The organism is Streptomyces doebereineriae, assembly GCF_031845645.1.
GTDB classification, from domain to species: Bacteria; Actinomycetota; Actinomycetes; order Streptomycetales; family Streptomycetaceae; genus Streptomyces; species Streptomyces canus.
In genome coordinates this window covers 103,576-119,489 of record NZ_JAVREZ010000016.1, presented here as the reverse complement: position 1 = coordinate 119,489, position 15,914 = coordinate 103,576, and the positions used below count along the sequence as shown (strand labels likewise).

17 protein-coding genes are annotated in these 15,914 nt (G+C 69.6%); 11 read left to right on the top strand and 6 right to left on the bottom strand.

The genetic code is table 11. From position 1 onward, the window contains the following. Positions 1-26 precede the first annotated feature (26 nt). Together RNB18_RS36420 and RNB18_RS36415 are read right to left on the bottom strand one after the other, a co-directional pair. Positions 27-341 carry an AzlD domain-containing protein gene (locus RNB18_RS36420; RefSeq protein ID WP_311718352.1) on the bottom strand — a complete coding sequence of 105 codons (315 nt, stop codon included), beginning with the start codon at positions 339-341 and terminating at the stop codon, positions 27-29. Beyond that, positions 338-1,006, bottom strand: a complete 669-nt coding sequence (locus RNB18_RS36415) for an AzlC family ABC transporter permease (protein ID WP_311718351.1) — start codon at positions 1,004-1,006, stop codon at positions 338-340. The genes RNB18_RS36420 and RNB18_RS36415 overlap by 4 nt, the downstream gene beginning before the upstream one ends. 68 nt (positions 1,007-1,074) lie before the next feature. Here RNB18_RS36415 and RNB18_RS36410 point away from each other — a divergent pair, with 68 nt between their 5' ends. Then, a complete protein-coding gene (locus tag RNB18_RS36410; protein ID WP_311718350.1) occupies positions 1,075-1,641 on the top strand; it encodes a helix-turn-helix domain-containing protein in 567 nt (188 codons plus the stop codon). Positions 1,642-1,736: 95 nt separating this feature from the next. Here the strand turns inward: RNB18_RS36410 and RNB18_RS36405 are convergent, their stop codons facing one another. Continuing rightward, the gene (locus RNB18_RS36405) at positions 1,737-1,940 is read right to left on the bottom strand and encodes a cold-shock protein (protein ID WP_003992177.1); all 204 of its coding nucleotides are present in this window, start codon (positions 1,938-1,940) and stop codon (positions 1,737-1,739) included. Positions 1,941-2,226: 286 nt separating this feature from the next. Here RNB18_RS36405 and RNB18_RS36400 point away from each other — a divergent pair, with 286 nt between their 5' ends. The 5 genes from RNB18_RS36400 (at position 2,227) to RNB18_RS36380 (ending at position 7,512) form a co-directional block, all read left to right on the top strand. After that, positions 2,227-3,075, top strand: coding sequence for a menaquinone biosynthetic enzyme MqnA/MqnD family protein (locus tag RNB18_RS36400; protein WP_059205003.1), 849 nt, complete (start codon positions 2,227-2,229; stop codon positions 3,073-3,075). Between the two features lie 31 nt (positions 3,076-3,106). Beyond that, positions 3,107-4,921, top strand: coding sequence for a serine/threonine-protein kinase (locus RNB18_RS36395; RefSeq protein ID WP_311718349.1), 1,815 nt, complete (start codon positions 3,107-3,109; stop codon positions 4,919-4,921). Then, positions 4,918-5,646 carry a prepilin peptidase gene (locus tag RNB18_RS36390; RefSeq protein WP_311718348.1) on the top strand — a complete coding sequence of 243 codons (729 nt, stop codon included), beginning with the start codon at positions 4,918-4,920 and terminating at the stop codon, positions 5,644-5,646. Before RNB18_RS36395 ends, RNB18_RS36390 begins: the two co-directional genes overlap by 4 nt. A 71-nt stretch (positions 5,647-5,717) precedes the next feature. Then, on the top strand, positions 5,718-6,917 hold the full coding sequence (gene mqnC, locus RNB18_RS36385; RefSeq protein ID WP_311718347.1) for a cyclic dehypoxanthinyl futalosine synthase: 1,200 nt from the start codon (positions 5,718-5,720) through the stop codon (positions 6,915-6,917). Between the two features lie 7 nt (positions 6,918-6,924). Next, on the top strand, positions 6,925-7,512 hold the full coding sequence (locus tag RNB18_RS36380) for a hypothetical protein (protein WP_311718346.1): 588 nt from the start codon (positions 6,925-6,927) through the stop codon (positions 7,510-7,512). Between the two features lie 82 nt (positions 7,513-7,594). On the opposite strand, the gene RNB18_RS36375 is transcribed toward RNB18_RS36380, so the two are convergent. Next, on the bottom strand, positions 7,595-8,623 hold the full coding sequence (locus RNB18_RS36375; protein WP_311718480.1) for a chitinase: 1,029 nt from the start codon (positions 8,621-8,623) through the stop codon (positions 7,595-7,597). A 278-nt stretch (positions 8,624-8,901) separates the two neighbouring features. Between RNB18_RS36375 and RNB18_RS36370 the strand changes: the two genes are divergently transcribed. From RNB18_RS36370 to RNB18_RS36355, 4 genes are read left to right on the top strand one after another with little or no spacing between them, the layout of a single operon-like run. Then, positions 8,902-9,216, top strand: a complete 315-nt coding sequence (locus RNB18_RS36370; protein ID WP_311718345.1) for a hypothetical protein — start codon at positions 8,902-8,904, stop codon at positions 9,214-9,216. Between the two features lie 17 nt (positions 9,217-9,233). After that, the gene (locus tag RNB18_RS36365; protein WP_311718344.1) at positions 9,234-11,513 is read left to right on the top strand and encodes a bifunctional polysaccharide deacetylase/glycosyltransferase family 2 protein; all 2,280 of its coding nucleotides are present in this window, start codon (positions 9,234-9,236) and stop codon (positions 11,511-11,513) included. Then, positions 11,513-12,805: an acyltransferase family protein gene (locus tag RNB18_RS36360; RefSeq protein WP_311718342.1), complete on the top strand. Its 1,293-nt coding sequence runs from the start codon at positions 11,513-11,515 to the stop codon at positions 12,803-12,805. The genes RNB18_RS36365 and RNB18_RS36360 overlap by 1 nt, the downstream gene beginning before the upstream one ends. Next, complete coding sequence (locus tag RNB18_RS36355) at positions 12,802-13,497, top strand: demethylmenaquinone methyltransferase (protein WP_311718341.1); 696 nt, start codon at positions 12,802-12,804, stop codon at positions 13,495-13,497. Before RNB18_RS36360 ends, RNB18_RS36355 begins: the two co-directional genes overlap by 4 nt. A gap of 45 nt (positions 13,498-13,542) precedes the next feature. On the opposite strand, the gene RNB18_RS36350 is transcribed toward RNB18_RS36355, so the two are convergent. Next, on the bottom strand, positions 13,543-13,890 hold the full coding sequence (locus tag RNB18_RS36350; RefSeq protein WP_311718340.1) for a PASTA domain-containing protein: 348 nt from the start codon (positions 13,888-13,890) through the stop codon (positions 13,543-13,545). Between the two features lie 83 nt (positions 13,891-13,973). Next, the gene (locus RNB18_RS36345) at positions 13,974-14,498 is read right to left on the bottom strand and encodes a GNAT family N-acetyltransferase (protein WP_311718339.1); all 525 of its coding nucleotides are present in this window, start codon (positions 14,496-14,498) and stop codon (positions 13,974-13,976) included. Between the two features lie 122 nt (positions 14,499-14,620). Here RNB18_RS36345 and RNB18_RS36340 point away from each other — a divergent pair, with 122 nt between their 5' ends. Continuing rightward, the gene (locus RNB18_RS36340; protein WP_057608008.1) at positions 14,621-15,907 is read left to right on the top strand and encodes a geranylgeranyl reductase family protein; all 1,287 of its coding nucleotides are present in this window, start codon (positions 14,621-14,623) and stop codon (positions 15,905-15,907) included. The last annotated feature ends 7 nt before the right edge of the window (positions 15,908-15,914 follow it).

Below are 15,914 nucleotides of genomic sequence, written 5' to 3'. Positions count from 1 at the left end.
GGGACCCTAGCGGCCCCCACTGACACTCAGGCGACTCCAACCGCCCGCAGTACGGCAGTTGCCGCCGCCGCCCCCAGCACCACCACCACGAACGGCGCCCTCCGCCACGCCAGCACGGCCCCCACCAGGACCCCGGCCGGCCGCGCCCACCCCGCGAAACCGCCGCCCTCCGTCAGCGCCCCCGTAGCCAGCAGCGCCACCAGCAGTACGACGGCACCCGCGCCCAGCAACTCCTGGACCCGCTCCGGCAGTTCCACCCGCCCGTGCAGCACCGGCCCGACCAGCCGGAAGGCGTACGTCCCCACCGCCAGCGCCAGAATCATCGCGACCGTCGCACTCACGCCGGCCTCCTGCAGCCGTGGAGGACCAGGCCCGCCAGCGCCACCAGCACCGGCACCCCCGCCGGGACCGCCGGCGTCACCGCCAGGGCCAGCCCGGCGCCGAGCAGCGCGGACCGTCGTATCGCCGAAGACCCGCGCAGGGCCGGCAGCACCAGGGCGACGAGGACGGCGGGGAAGGCCGCGTCCAGGCCGTAGGTGCCGGTGTCGCCCAGGGCGTCCCCGGCGAGGGCCCCGGCCAGGACGCCGGTGTTCCACACGGCGAACAGGCCGAGCCCGGAGACCCAGAAGGCCGCCCGGCGCCGCGCCGGATCCTGCTGGGCGAGGGCGAAGGCCACCGTCTCGTCGGTGACCAGGTGCGCGCCGAGGAGGCGGGCGACCCGCCCCGGGCCGAGGATGTCCGCGACCGCCAGACTGAAGGCGGCCGTACGGGTGTTGAGCAACAGGCCGGTGACCGCCGCGGCGACCGGACCGCCCCCGGCCAGCAGCACCCCGACCGCGCTGAACTGGGCGGAGCCCGCGTACACCACCAGGGACATCACCACCGGCACCCACACCGGCAGGCCGCCGGTGACGGCGATCGCGCCGAAGGACACGCCCACGACTCCGCTCGCGAGCCAGACGAGCGCACTGTCACGGACCAAGGCTGTTCGCTCTGCCGTACGCATGTTCACTACACTGGACGGTAGCCGCCATGTTCGTCAAGGCGAACGATCGTACCGATGGAGCGAACGTCATGTCCGACAGCCTCCCGCCCCGGCTCCCCCTGGACTGGATCGCCGCCTCCTTGCGCCGCGAACGCACCCGCGCCGGGATTTCCCTCTCCGAGCTGGCCAAGCGAGCCGGAATCGCGAAGTCCACGCTGTCCCAGCTGGAGGCGGCGAGCGGAAATCCGAGCGTGGAGACGCTGTGGGCGCTGGGGGTGGCGCTCGGGGTGCCGTTCAGTGCTCTGGTGGAGCCGCCGGCGCCGTCCGTGCAGGTGATCAGGGCGGGACAGGGGCCGACCGTGGCCTCGGAAAAGGCCGAGTTCGCGGCCACCCTGCTCTCCGCGAGCCCGCCCGGAGCGCGACGGGACATCTACCACCTGCGGGCCGAACCAGGCACCGTACGGGAATCGGAGCCGCACATTCCGGGCTCGGTCGAGCATCTGATCGTGGGCACGGGGCGGGTGAAGGCCGGACCGGTGGGGGAGGAGGTCGAATTGGAGCCCGGCGACTACATGACGTATCGGGGAGATGTGGCCCATTCGTACGAGGCGCTCACCCCCGGCACGACATTCGTGCTGGTCATGCAGCACATGTAAAAGCAAAGGCAGGAGCCCCGCTACCGTGCGGCGCGGGGCTCCTTGGGTACTGCTTTCAGGTCCGGATCAGAGGCTGGATCGCCTATGAGTCGGGATCAGACGGGGGTGACGTTCTCCGCCTGCGGGCCCTTCGGGCCCTGGGTCACGTCGAAGGAGACCTGCTGGTTCTCCTCCAGCGAACGGAAGCCGCTCGCGTTGATCGCGGAGTAGTGGACGAAGACGTCGGGGCCGCCGCCCTCCTGGGCGATGAAGCCAAAGCCCTTTTCGGCGTTGAACCACTTCACGGTTCCGGTAGCCATAAGCCCTCCTTGGGCCCAAAAGGGTTGCCCTGCTCCAGAACCTGCAAGTGTGAAAACAGTGCCGCACAACTGCATATGTCTGAAAACGACTAGAGCCTGCGGTTACATGCTCCGCAGGCTCTGTACTGCAAGGGAAACCAAACTGCAACTTGCGGCGAGCCTAGCATGCAGGCAGCCGAAAGCAATAGAGGCCAAGATCACGTCACCCGGACGTTTGAATCATCGTGCGGGGGTTGACTGTGGGGCCGAAGTCCGAAGCGTACCCCAAGGGGTCTACTGTCGCGATGTGGACAATTCTCGCACCCGGCCGCGCGTCGGCCACATCCAGTTCCTGAACTGCCTGCCCCTGTACTGGGGGCTCGCGAGGACGGGCACGCTCCTCGACTTCGAGCTCACGAAGGACACCCCGGAGAAGCTCAGCGAGAAGCTGGTGCAGGGAGACCTCGACATCGGGCCCATCACCCTCGTCGAGTTCCTCAAGAACGCGGACGACCTGGTCGCCTTCCCCGACATCGCCGTCGGCTGCGACGGCCCGGTCATGTCCTGCGTCATCGTCTCGCAGGTCCCGCTGGACGAGTTGGACGGCGCCAGGGTGGCCCTCGGGTCGACCTCGCGTACCTCCGTACGCCTCGCCCAGCTCCTCCTCGCCGAGCGCTACGGCGTCCGGCCCGACTACTACACCTGCCCGCCCGACCTCAGCCTCATGATGCAGGAGGCGGAGGCGGCCGTACTCATCGGAGACGCCGCCCTGCGGGCGAACCTCCTCGACGGCCCGCGCTTCGGCCTCGAGGTGCACGACCTCGGCTCGCTCTGGAAGGAGTGGACGGGGCTGCCGTTCGTCTTCGCGGTGTGGGCGGCCCGCCGGGACTATCTCGAACGCGAGCCGGTCATCACCCGCAAGGTCCACGAGGCCTTCCTCGCCTCCCGGAACCTCTCCCTGGAGGAGGTCGGCAAGGTCGCGGAGCAGGCGGCCCGCTGGGAGGCCTTCGACGAGAAGGTCCTGGAGAAGTACTTCACGACGCTGGACTTCCGGTTCGGAGCCCCGCAGTTGGCGGCGGTCACGGAGTTCGCGCGGAGGGTGGGGCCGACGACGGGTTTCCCCGGGGACGTGAAGGTGGAACTGCTTCAGCCCTAATCTGCATCTGCACCTTATGGGGGAGGCCGGTATGCAGCCGCTGGGAGTCGACGAGCCCACCGCCGTGGGGCCCTACCGGCTGCTCGGCCGACTGGGCTCCGGCGGCATGGGCCGGGTCTATCTCGGCCGCAGCGCCGGGGGCCGCACGGTCGCCGTCAAGATCGTGCACCCGCACTTCGCGCTCGACGAGGAGTTCCGCGCCCGCTTCCGCCGCGAGGTCGACGCGGCGCGGAGAGTGGGCGGGGCCTGGACCGCGCCGGTCCTCGACGCGGATCCGGAGGCGGCGGTGCCGTGGGTCGCCACGGGGTACGCGGCGGGCCCTTCCCTGGCCTCGGCGGTCACGGACGGGGGTCCGCTGCCCGAGCATTCCGTACGAGTCCTGGGGGCGGGCCTTGCCGAGGCGCTCGCGGCCGTGCACGGACTGGGGCTCGTCCACCGGGACGTGAAGCCCTCCAACGTCCTGCTCACCGTCGACGGCCCCCTCCTCATCGACTTCGGCATCGCACGCGCCACCGACGGCACCGCGTCCCTGACCTCCACCGGCGTCTCCATCGGCTCGCCGGGCTACATGTCCCCCGAACAGATCCTGAGCAAGGGCGTCTCGGGGGCGGCGGACGTCTTCTCCCTGGGCGCGGTGCTGGCGTACGCGGCCACGGGGGTACCGCCCTTCCCGGGGGACTCCTCGGCCTCGCTCCTCTACAAGGTGGTCCACGAGGAGCCCGAACTCGGATCACTGACCGGCGAGTTGCGGGACATCGTGGGGGCCTGCCTGTCCAAGTCGGCGCAGGACCGGCCGACTCCGGAGGAACTGGCCCGACGGCTCGCGCCTGAGGGGGCGGCACGGCTGGTGACGGCGGGGTGGCTGCCGGGGGCGCTGGTCGAGCAGGTGGGGCGTAGTGCCGTACAGCTGTTGAACCTTGAGGCGACGGGGGAGCGGACGGGGGAGCAGGCGTCCGGGCCGGTGGGGTTCAGTAGTCCTTCGGTGGGTGGGGGCGCGGCGGGGACGGTGGGGGCGTTCGGGCCGCCGCCGGTGATGCCGGCGGTCTCCGCGGGGGCGCCTCCGGCTGCCGCGGCCGGGCCCCCGGCGTTCCCGGTCACGCCGGCGGCTCCCACGGGCGGGCCCTTTGTGCCCGAGCCCCGGGACGCGGTGCCGCACGAGACAGTGGTGCCCTCCGACAAGCGCCCCGGTCCCGGTCGGCTCTCCGTCTCCGTCGCCGCCACCGCCACGCCCGGAGAGGGCGGCCGCGGGCGCCGGATGAGTTGCACCGTGGCGCTCGCGGTCGCAGGGGCGCTGGCCGCGGTGACCGTGGGGTCGGTGTTCGTGTTCGACCTGCTGCCGGGGCAGGGCCAGGACGACTCGGCGAGCACCAGACCCGGCAACGACGCCTACTCCTCGGCCCCGACGTCCGTACCGTCGGCCTCCGCGCCGTCCGCATCCTCCGTTCCGTCCGCGTCCTCCTCGTCGTCCAGCGCGGCGCCGAGCGGGCCTTCCGAGATCCCTGCCCGCTATCTCGGCACCTGGGAGGGGCAGGGCAGCGGTCTCGGAGGGAGTCTGCCGATGGGGACCTTCCGGATCACCGTCAAGAAGGTGAGCGTCGGCGAGGAGTTGGGCCGGCTGCGGCAGACCGACGCGATCGGGGCCGAGTGCACCGATGTCCTCACGCTGAAGCAGGTCACCGAGACGGAGCTCGTCACCACGGCCGTCGGCGCGAAGGACAACCACGCCGGCTGCAACCCCACCGCCCACACCGTCCGCCTCACCGCGGTGGGCGACGACCTGAAGTACACGTCGGAGAGCGAGGCCGAGGGATACCCCGAGGCGCGGATGTCGAAGGTCGAGCGGTGACGGAACTGCTCGTCGCCGTCGCCGCACTGTGGGGAGCGGCGGCAGGTTCGCTGCTGCCACGCGCGGCCTACCGCTACTCCGTCCCGCCCGGGGAACCGTGGCGGGAGACCTGCCCCGCCGGACACCCGCTGGGCGGCCGGCTCGGGCGGGCGGGGTGCGGGACATGCGGCACACAGCAGTCGTACGGTCCCGGCACCCCCGTCCTCTCCACCGTCACCGCCCTCCTCTGCGCCGCCCTCGCCGCCGCCACCGGCACCCACCCGGAGATCGCCGTCTGGCTGCTGCTCGCCCCCGTGGGCGTCCTGCTCGCCGTCATCGACCTGCGCGTACGACGACTGCCCGACCCGCTCACCCTCCCCCTCGCGGCCGCCGCACTCGCGCTGCTCGGGGCGGTCTCGCTGGTGCCCGAGCACGCCGGGAACTGGCTGAACTCCCTGTTCGGCGCCCTCGCGCTCGGCGTCGGCTACTGGGTGCTGTGGCGGATCAACCCCGGCGGCATGGGCTTCGGCGATGTGAAGCTGGCGCTCGGGGCGGGGGCGGTCCTGGGCTGGTACGGCTGGGACACCGTGCTCCTCGGCACCTTCGCCGGCTTCCTGCTCGGCGCGCTCTACGGCGGTGTCCTGGTCCTGGTGGGCAGGGCGGGACGCAAGACGGCGATCCCGTTCGGGCCGTTCCTGATCACGGGGGCGTACGCGGGGCTGCTGATCGGCGCGTACACGGCCTGAGGTCGGGCTTGCGGGAGGGCTGGCGTAGGCTGGCCGAGACCGCCCGAACCCTTGACGAAAGGCACGCCCCGGTGACCGAGAAGGCCGACCTTCAGTCCGTCCTCGACCGTGCCGCAGAGGGTGGGCGCATCACTCCGGAGGAGGCGCTCGACCTCTACCGCGACGCCCCGCTGCACGCGCTGGGCTCCGCCGCGGACGCCGTGCGCCGCCGTCGGTACGCGGGCACGGAGCACATCGCGACGTACATCATCGAGCGGAACATCAACTACACCAACGTGTGCGTCACGGCGTGCAAGTTCTGCGCGTTCTACGCCCCGCCGACCGCCAAGGACAAGGGCTGGACCCGCGACCTGGACGACATCCTGCGCCGGTGCGCGGAGACCGTCGAACTCGGCGGCACCCAGATCATGTTCCAGGGCGGCCACCACCCGGACTACGGCGTCGAGTACTACGAGAAGCACTTCGCCGCCATCAAGAAGGAGTTCCCCCAGCTGGTGATCCACTCGCTGGGCGCGTCCGAGGTCGAGCACATGGCCCGGATCTCCAAGGTGAGCGTGGAGGAGGCCATCCAGCGCATCCACGCGGCCGGCCTCGACTCCTTCGCGGGCGCCGGTGCCGAGATGCTCCCCGAGCGCCCCCGCAAGGCCATCGCGCCCCTGAAGGAGTCCGGCGAGCGCTGGCTGGAGATCATGGAGACGGCGCACAACCTGGGCGTGGAGTCCACCTCCACGATGCTCATGGGCACCGGCGAGACCAACGCCGAGCGCATCGAGCACCTGCGGATGATCCGTGACGTACAGGACCGGACGGGCGGCTTCCGCGCGTTCATCCCGTACCTCTACCAGCCGATGAACAATCACCTGAAGGGCCGCACCCAGGCCACGATCTTCGAGTACCTGCGGATGATCGCGATCTCCCGGCTCTTCATGGACAACATCGCCCACATCCAGGGCTCCTGGCTGACCACCGGCCAGGACGCGGGCCAGCTGACGCTGCACTACGGCGCGGACGACCTCGGCTCGGTCATGCTGGAGGAGAACGTCGTCTCGGCGGCCGGTGCCAAGCACCGCTCCAACCTCCAGGAAATGATCGACATGATCCGTACGGCGGGACGGATCCCGGCCCAGCGCGCCACCACGTACGAGCACCTCGTCGTCCACGACGACCCGGCGAACGACCCCGTCGACGCACGGGTCATGTCCCACATCTCCTCCACGGCGATCGCGGGCGGCACGGCGCATCCCGAGCTGAAGATCCTCGCGTCCAACTAGGCCTGTCTTGCTGACGATCCACACCGCCGACCTGCTGATCCCGGGCGACGGCAGGTCACCGCTGCCCGGTGGGGCGGTACTGGTCGAGGGGCGGCAGCTCGCGGCCGTAGAGGTCTACGAGGAGCTGGCCGCCGCACATCCGACGGCAAGGGTGCGCCGCTGGCCGGGAGTTCTCACCCCGGGCCTGGTGAACCCGTACGGGCCGGAGCTGTTGGAGCAGGCCTACCATCCGGACCCGCGTGAGGACTTGGGCAGCGGGCCGATCTCGGGGGAGGCGCTGGCGTCCCTCGGCATGACCGACGCTCGGTGGGGTGCGAGTGCGCGGCGGGGGGTGCAGCGGATGCTGGCGCACGGGGTGGTGGCGGTGAGGGGTGAGCTGCGACGCCCCGCGGTGATCGACGCCGTACACAGGTCGGGCCTGACGATCGAGCAACGGCTCGCGGATCCGGCGGGTCCGCCTTCACTGGCCTCGGGATCGTTCGCAACGGCCCTGCTGCCCCAGGCCGAGGCGACGTTCGCGATCTTCGAAACCCCAGAGCTGACAACCTGCGTGGCAACGGTGATCAACGGCCGCTTGCTACACAGGCGCAGGTGAGGTCTTTAGGGGCGCGGGACTGTATCGATTTGCGGCTCCGCCGCGCGGGCGCGACCAGCCCCCACCGGCCCGCACCCAAAACTCAACCGGCCAATGCCTCCCCAAACGCCCCCGCCGACTGAGAAACCCCACTGCAATTGGTCAACGGATCATCCTCCTCCGAGTTCCCCGACTCGCACTCCTGATCCCGAAACGTCGACCACATCGACACCCACGCCACCTCCTTCGACTCGGCGAACTCCCGCACCTGAGCCGCATCGGACAACGTGAACGTCTCCCCGTCCACATCATTCGTCCCGATCATCGAGGTGAGCGCCATCGCCCGCCACGCAGTGGAATCGGACGTACCGAAAACGTCCCGCAACTGAGCCTGCGCCGCCTGCGCCGAAGTGATCGCGTAATCCCCCATGTCCCCGTCGTACGACTCCCCGTAGTTCATCGTCATGATGTTGACGGTCGACACCTGAACCGACTTGTCGTTCGCGGACTCCAGCAACGCCACACTCTCGTCGTCGAGCCCGGACGGCATCACGGGAAGCGTGAACGAGACGGCGAGATCGCTCCGTTCCTCCTGGAGCAACGCGATCGCCTCGGACCGCAGCTCCACCGAGGCGGAGTCGGTCAGCGCGTCCCCCTCGATGTCGAAGTCGGCGAGTGAGGAACCGGCGGCGTCCAGCGCCTTTCCATAAGCCGCAGCCAATTTCGCCGCAGTGGAGCAGGTCTCGGCCAGTTCCTTCCCGGACGCCCCCCCGAAGGAGACCCGCACCTGAGCTCCGTCCTCCTTCAGCGCACTGATCCGGGACGTCACCGACGAGTCGCCGATGGCGGACGTGCCGTTCCAGGAAGGCGTGCAGGCACTGCCGTCGGCGATCACGAACGCGAGGTTGTACACCGAGGGCGAGCCCGCGGAGTCGTTGCCGGACGCTTCGTCAGCGCTGACGTAGGGCGCGTACGCGGTGACCGAGGACGCGGCTTCCGACGCCGACGCCGATGCGCTGCTCTGTTTCGGAGGCTCCGCGTCCGAGGTGCTGTCCGATTCGGAGGAGCACCCCGCCGTGGCCAGGGCGAACAGACAAATGACCCCGGCCGTCGGCTTCAGGAAACTCCGCATGCGCATGCCCCGCTCTCTCGTGATTTCTCTTTCTGGAGGGGCGAATGTCTCACACCCGCCTGAGCCTCATGAGGACGAATCGGTCACGCACGGCGGACACTCTCAGGAAACAGACAGTATAAGAGGTTTCTCATATGCGCCTCACAAGAATGTCAAATCTGGACACATAAAGACTGCCTAATGTCTGGGGAATGCATTCCGAGCCTGCCATCGAAAACCGCGCCGACGTGCGCGGTCGCCGCCGCAAACGCGGTAGTAACGGGTCTGCCGAGGGCCCGGTGTTCGTTGACAACTCCGGACGCCGCTCCAAGCTGCTGCGCCGGATCGGTCTTCTCCTCGGCGTCCTGTCCCTCGGGTACGCCGTCGTGCTGGGCCTGGCCTTCATGGGCATCGGCGTCTCCAGCACGACGCTGCTGCCCTTCGCGGGCGGCGGTCCCGGCGGTTCCTCGAACTCCGGCCCCGGCGGCATCCAGCCGCAGGGCGGTATCGGCAACCCGCCGTCGAGGCCCTCCGGCACTCCGCCCACGGGCACCGCCACGGGCGCTCCGCCGAGCACCGTCCCGACTGCGACCGCCTCCGCTGCCTCCCACTGACCGGAACGGCCCACCACATGACCACGACGACGCCCTCCCGCGGCCGCCGGCGTGCCCCCACCCGCATCGAGCGGGCGGCGGGCAAGGCCGCGGCGTTGCAGAAACCGCGGGTCATCCTCGCCCTGCTGCTCCTGCTCGGCCTGACCAGCGTGATGCTGCTCGACGGCTATCTGCGCGCCGAGGTCGGCGGCGACGAGCGGGTGCGCGACGGCGCCGGCTCCAGCAAGGTCCCCGACAAGATCCTCAACGGCGGGCCGATCATCAGCTTCCGGGGCGGCCAGGCCACCACGACCTCCGTGCCGGCCAAGACGATCGCGCTCACCTTCGACGACGGCCCGAACCCGACGTACACGCCCCAGGTCCTGAAGATCCTGGAGAAGTACGACGTCCCGGCGACCTTCTTCGTGGTCGGCTCGATGGTCTCGCGCTACCCGGGGATCGTGAAGGACATGGTCGACCAGGGCGACGAGGTGGGCATCCACACCTTCACCCACGTCGATCTCTCCTACCAGAGCGACGCCCGCATCAGGCGCGAGATGACCCAGACGCAGCTCGCCCTCGCGGGCGCGGCGGGCATCACCACCACGCTGTTCCGGGCGCCGTACTCCTCGGAGACGGACGCGATCGACAACTACAGCTGGCCCGTCTACAAGAAGCTCGGCGAGGAGGGCTACACCAGCGTCTTCGTCGACACCGACAGCGACGACTGGAAGAAGCCGGGCGCCTCGAAGATCGTCAAGTGGGCGACACCGTCCGGGACTTCCGGTGCCTCCGTGCTGATGCACGACGCCGGCGGCGACCGTGAGCAGACGATCAAGGCGCTGCCGGAGTACATCGAGAAGATGCAGGCGAAGGGCTACACCTTCACCACCATCAGCGGGGTCATCGAGGCGCAGAACACGGCTGCCCGCGCGGGACAGCAGGCGAACGCCCCGGCCGGCACCGGGGGCGGACAGCTCCAGGGCGGGAACCGGAACGGCACCGACCGCCTCCAGGCCGCGCACCGCGAGGCCACCGGCGCGACCCTCTACGAGGGCAAGGCGCTCGTCGTGGCCGTCGCCGTCGCCGAGTACACCGTGCCCACGCTGTCGGTCGGACTCGTGATCGTGGGCGTGGCCGTCATGGGCCGGTTCGGGATGATGCTGATCCTCGCCCGCCGCCACTACCGACTGCGCAACAGACGCCGCTTCAGCTGGGGACCCACGGTCACCGGGCCGGTGACCGTGATCGTGCCGGCGTACAACGAGAAGGAGTGCATCGCCAACACCCTGGAGTCGCTGGCGAAGAGCACCCATCCGATCGAGGTCATCGTCGTCGACGACGGCTCCTCGGACGGCACCTCCGAGATCGCCCGCGAGGCGGCCCGCTCGCTGGGCATGACGAACGTCCGGGTCATCCGCCAGGAGAACGCGGGCAAGCCGGCTGCCCTCAACAACGGTGTCCGCAGCGCCAGTCACGACATCGTCGTGATGATGGACGGCGACACCGTCTTCGAACCGGACACCGTACGGCAGCTGGTGCAGCCCTTCGCGAACCCGGAGGTCGGCGCGGTCGCCGGCAACGCCAAGGTCGGCAACCGCGACACGGTCATCGGCGCCTGGCAGCACATCGAGTACGTGATGGGCTTCAACCTCGACCGCCGGATGTACGACCTGCTGCGCTGCATGCCCACCATCCCGGGCGCGATCGGCGCGTTCCGCCGTGAGGCGGTCCTCCAGGTCGGCGGGATGAGCGAGGACACCCTCGCCGAGGACACCGACATCACCATCGCGATGCACCGCGCGGGCTGGCGGGTCGTCTACCAGGAGCACGCGCGCGCGTGGACCGAGGCACCGGGCTCCCTGAAGCAGCTGTGGTCGCAGCGCTACCGGTGGTCGTACGGCACCATGCAGGCGCTGTGGAAGCACCGCAAGTCCCTCACGGACAAGGGTCCCTCGGGCCGCTTCGGCCGGGTCGGCATGCCCCTGGTGGTGATCTTCCAGATCGTCACGCCGGTGTTCGCCCCGCTGATCGACGTGTTCACCGCCTACTCGATGATCTTCGTCGACTTCCGGGCGGCGCTGTACGCGTGGCTCGCGGTCCTCGGCGTCCAGCTCGTGTGCGCGGCGTACGCCTTCAAGCTGGACAAGGAGAAGTACCGCTATCTGCTGATGATGCCGCTCCAGCAGCTGGCCTACCGCCAGATGATGTACCTCGTCCTGATCCACTCCTGCATCACCGCGCTCACCGGCGGCCGGCTGCGCTGGCAGAAACTGAAGCGGACCGGCGAGGTCGGGACCCCGGCGGGGGTGAGTTGATGAGCTGGGAGCAGCAGGGGTATCAGCAGCAGGGCTATCAGGAGCAGGGGTACGGCTATGAGTACGGGTACTCGGGGTACGTAGAGCAGCCGTATCCGCAGCCGCCGTCTCCGCAGGAGTACGTCGACCACGGCTACTACGGACAGGGCGTGGAGCCGGAGCCGCCGGAGCCGCCGGTTCCCGGAGCCCCCGCTGACGCCGAGGCGGAGGAGGAGAAGCCTCCGTCTCGGCCCCCGGGCCGCGACCGCTACTTCGACACCCTCCGGGCCGTCGCCCTGATCCGGGTCGTCACATATCACACCTTCGGCTGGGCCTGGGCCGGCATGGTCTTCCCCTCCATGGGGATCATGTTCGGCCTGGCCGGCACTCTGATGGCGAAGTCCCTGGAGCGGCCCGCCCTCACGGTCGTCAGGAGCCGGATGCGCCGGCTGCTGCCGCCGTTCTGGTTCTGGGGCGTCTTCGTGGTCCTCGCGATGCTGGTCCACGACTGGATGCCGGGCTGGCAGATCGTCTACTGGATCGTGCCGCTCGGCGATCCTCCGGGCAACGCGTGGGGCGAGCAGGCCTGGGAGATCCTCTGGTACCTGCGGACCTACCTGTGGTTCGTCCTGCTGTCCCCGGTGCTGCTGAAGGTGTTCCGGTCGGCTCCGGTGCCGGTCCTGCTGCTGTCCCTGGCCCCGATCGTGGTCTTCCAGTTCCTGTGGGAGCCGCCGGACAACCGCCTCGGCAGCGCGCTGACGGACCTGGCCACCTTCCTGTTCTGCTGGATCCTCGGCTTCGCGCACCGGGACGGGGTCCTGGAGCGGCTGAAGGCGCCGGCCGTCGTCGTTCTCTCGCTCGCCGCCATCGGGTTCGGAGGCTGGTACGCCTTCACCCACCAGGCCGGGACGGGCTCGTACGACCTCGACGACATCCCCCTCGCCCAGGCCTTCTGGTCGGCCGGATACGTGACGCTCCTGATGTGGGCCAAGTCGCGCTTCGGGATCGACTTCTCCTGGCTCACCCGCTTCCGGCGGACCGACCGGGTCGTCACGATCTTCAACTCCCGCGCGGTGACGATCTATCTGTGGCACGAGATCGCGCTGATCCTCGCCGTGCCGCTGATCGACCAGTTCTGGAACGTGCCCGCGTTCGAGAAGTGGCTGCCGCTGGAGAGCCAGTGGTTCATGTTCGGCATCGGCTGGATTCTGATCGCGGTGTTCGTGCTGCTGTGCGGATGGGTGGAAGACGTGGCCGGGAAGAAGAAGCCGCAGCTTCTTCCGGGAGGGCGGCCTGCAAGAATGGCGACGTGACCCGCGCTTCCCTGAACAAGCAGCCGCACGAAGTCGCCTCGATGTTCGACGACGTGGCGGAACGGTACGACCTGACGAACGACGTGCTGTCGCTCGGCCAGGACCGGGTGTGGCGCAAGGAGGTCGCCAGGGCCGTCGACGCCCGCCCCGCCCAGAAGATCCTGGACCTGGCGGCGGGCACTGCCACCTCGTCGCTGCCCTTCGCCCGCACCGGCGCCTATGTCGTGCCTTGCGACTTCTCGATCGGCATGCTCCAGGTCGGCAAGCGGAAGCACACCTGGCTGCCGTTGACCGCGGGCGACGCGACGAAGCTCCCCTTCAAGGACGACACCTTCGACGCCGTCACCATCTCCTTCGGGCTGCGCAACGTCCAGGACACCGACACCGCGCTGCGTGAGATGTACCGGGTGACCAGGCCCGGCGGCCGGGTGGTGATCTGCGAGTTCTCGCACCCGACCTGGGCGCCCTTCCGCACGGTCTATACCGAGTACCTGATGCGCGCCCTGCCGCCGGTGGCCCGCGCGGTCTCCTCCAACCCCGACGCCTACGTCTACCTCGCCGAGTCCATCCGCGCCTGGCCGGACCAGCCGGCCCTGGCGGAGCGACTCCGGAAGGCCGGCTGGTCGAAGGTGGCGTGGCGGAACCTGACGGGCGGAATCGTGGCCCTGCACCGGGGCGTCAAGGAGAGCTGAGGAGCGGCTCCGTGACGTGTACGACCCGGGTCTGTACGACGCGGGTCAGCCGAGCCCCGTCCCACAGCGCACGGCGTACGGGTCTCCCGGCTCGTCCAGCTCGCGCTGGAGGCCGCCGCTCGGGGGTCTGGGGACGCGGGGCTCGCGGATGCCCCCGCCGCCCTCACCCGGACCGAGGCCGAACCACACGTACACCACCGAATCCCGCGGCACCTCCGCGCCGGCCTGCGGGTACTGACGTACGACATAGTCGACGACGGCCTGGTGGAAGTCCTTGCGATCCGGCGCACTGACGAACAGGCCCTGCGCCTGGGCCGTCTCGCGTGCGTCGACGGCCATGAGTCCGACCAGACGCGGTACGCGCACTTCGGGCGTCTTGGGTGTTATGCGCACAGATGTCACCCCCAGCGGTACCGGAAGGGTAACTCCGGCCCCGTGGCGACAGGAAGTGCCGAGTGTCTTTCTGTAACAGAACGCTACTCTGTGTGACTGATCTGCAGGGGGAGTCGGAAGCAGAGCGCCTCTTCGTTGTAGCGAGGGTGTGTGAAGGTCTCCGCGAGTTCCATTCCTAGGCGCTTGGCAACCGAGATCGACCGTTCGTTGCCGGGTCTGACCATCGCCACCACGTCCGGGACGCCCGCCGCCCTGAGCCGCTCCAGGGTCATCTGCGCGGCCGCCGTGGCGTACCCCTGGCCCCAGTAGGCCCGCCCGAGCCGCCACCCGATCTCGATCTCGCCCGTCGGCCCCCAGTCCTGCGGCCACGGCTGGGCACCGGTGAAGCCGATGACCTGCCCGCTCTCGGCAACCATGGTCCACAGACAGAAGCCACGCTCGGCGTCGTGCCGGCGCTGGCGCGCGGTGAGCTCTTCATAGACGTACAACTCGGCGGACCTGCCGCCGTGGAACTCCATGACGTCCGGGTCGTCGAAGATCCGGTGCCAGGCGACGGCGTCCTCGTCGGTGGGGACGCGCAGCCGTACAACAGGCAGAGCTCGGTTCACTGGGGCAGCCCTTCAGCCGGGTGATCAATTCTGCTGAATAGACTGCCCATGTCCAGTGCCGGTCGGCACGCGGATTCAGAACTTGATTCCGAACTTGATTCCGAGCCTGGGGAGATCCCGCCGTGACCGAGCCCCTGTCCGAGAACACCGCCGATGTCATCGTCGTCGGCGCGGGGCCGGCCGGCTCCACGACCGCGTACCACCTCGCCAAGTCCGGACTCGACGTGCTCCTGCTGGAGAAGACCGAGTTCCCGCGCGAGAAGGTCTGCGGCGACGGCCTCACCCCGCGTGCCACCAAACAACTCGTGGCGATGGGCATCGACATCTCCGAAGAGGCCGGCTGGCTGCGCAACAAGGGCCTTCGGATCATCGGCGGCGGCGTGCGCCTCCAGCTGGACTGGCCGGATCTCGCCTCCTTCCCCGACTACGGCCTCGTCCGCAAGCGCGACGACTTCGACGAGCAGCTCGCCCGCCAGGCCCAGAAGGCCGGGGCGCGGCTGTTCGAGCGCTGCAACGTCGGTGCCCCGATCATCGACGACCGCACGGGCCGCATCACCGGTGTCCACGCGAAACTGGGTGAGGACAAGCGCGAAGTCACCTTCCACGCGCCCCTCGTGGTCGCCGCCGACGGCAACTCCACCCGGCTCTCCCTCGCGATGGGCCTGCACCGCCGCGAGGACCGCCCGATGGGCGTGGCCGTACGGACGTACTTCGAGTCACCGCGGCACGAGGACGACTACCTGGAGTCCTGGCTGGAGCTGTGGGACCGCCGAGGCCCCGGCGAGGACCGGCTGCTGCCCGGCTACGGCTGGATCTTCGGCATGGGCGACGGCACCTCCAACGTCGGCCTCGGCGTCCTGAACACCTCCGACTCCTTCAAGGAGCTCGACTGGCGCGAGGTGCTGAAGGCCTGGTGCGCCTCGATGCCGGAGGAGTGGGGCTACACCCCGGACAACATGACCGGCCCGATCCGCGGCGCCGCCCTGCCGATGGCCTTCAACCGCCAGCCGCACTACACCAAGGGCCTGCTCCTGGTCGGCGACGCCGGCGGCATGGTGAACCCCTTCAACGGCGAAGGCATCGCCTACGCCATGGAGTCCGGCCAGATCGCCGCCGACGTCATCGTCCAGGCCCACGCCCGCTCCACCCCCGCGGGACGCGAGATGGCCCTGCAGCGCTACCCGCGCGTCCTCAAGGACACCTACGGCGGCTACTACACGCTGGGCCGCGCCTTCGTGAAGCTCATCGGCAACCCGAAGGTCATGAAGATCGCGGCCCAGCGCGGCCTGACCCACCCGCTGCTCATGAAGTTCACCCTCAAGATGCTCGCCAACCTCACCGACCCCACGGGCGGCGACGCGATGGACCGGATCATCAACGGGCTGAGCAAGGTGGCGCCGAAGGCGTGACGGGAGC

Excerpts from the sequence above, each read along its gene's own strand:
- RNB18_RS36415 (WP_311718351.1), bottom strand. The coding sequence starts at position 1,006 with ATGCGTACGGCAGAGCGAACAGCCTTGGTCCGTGACAGTGCGCTCGTC.
- RNB18_RS36410 (WP_311718350.1), top strand. The coding sequence starts at position 1,075 with ATGTCCGACAGCCTCCCGCCCCGGCTCCCCCTGGACTGGATCGCCGCC.
- RNB18_RS36405 (WP_003992177.1), bottom strand. The coding sequence starts at position 1,940 with ATGGCTACCGGAACCGTGAAGTGGTTCAACGCCGAAAAGGGCTTTGGC.
- RNB18_RS36395 (WP_311718349.1), top strand. The coding sequence starts at position 3,107 with ATGCAGCCGCTGGGAGTCGACGAGCCCACCGCCGTGGGGCCCTACCGG.
- RNB18_RS36375 (WP_311718480.1), bottom strand. The coding sequence starts at position 8,623 with ATGCGGAGTTTCCTGAAGCCGACGGCCGGGGTCATTTGTCTGTTCGCC.
- RNB18_RS36365 (WP_311718344.1), top strand. The coding sequence starts at position 9,234 with ATGACCACGACGACGCCCTCCCGCGGCCGCCGGCGTGCCCCCACCCGC.
- RNB18_RS36360 (WP_311718342.1), top strand. The coding sequence starts at position 11,513 with ATGAGCTGGGAGCAGCAGGGGTATCAGCAGCAGGGCTATCAGGAGCAG.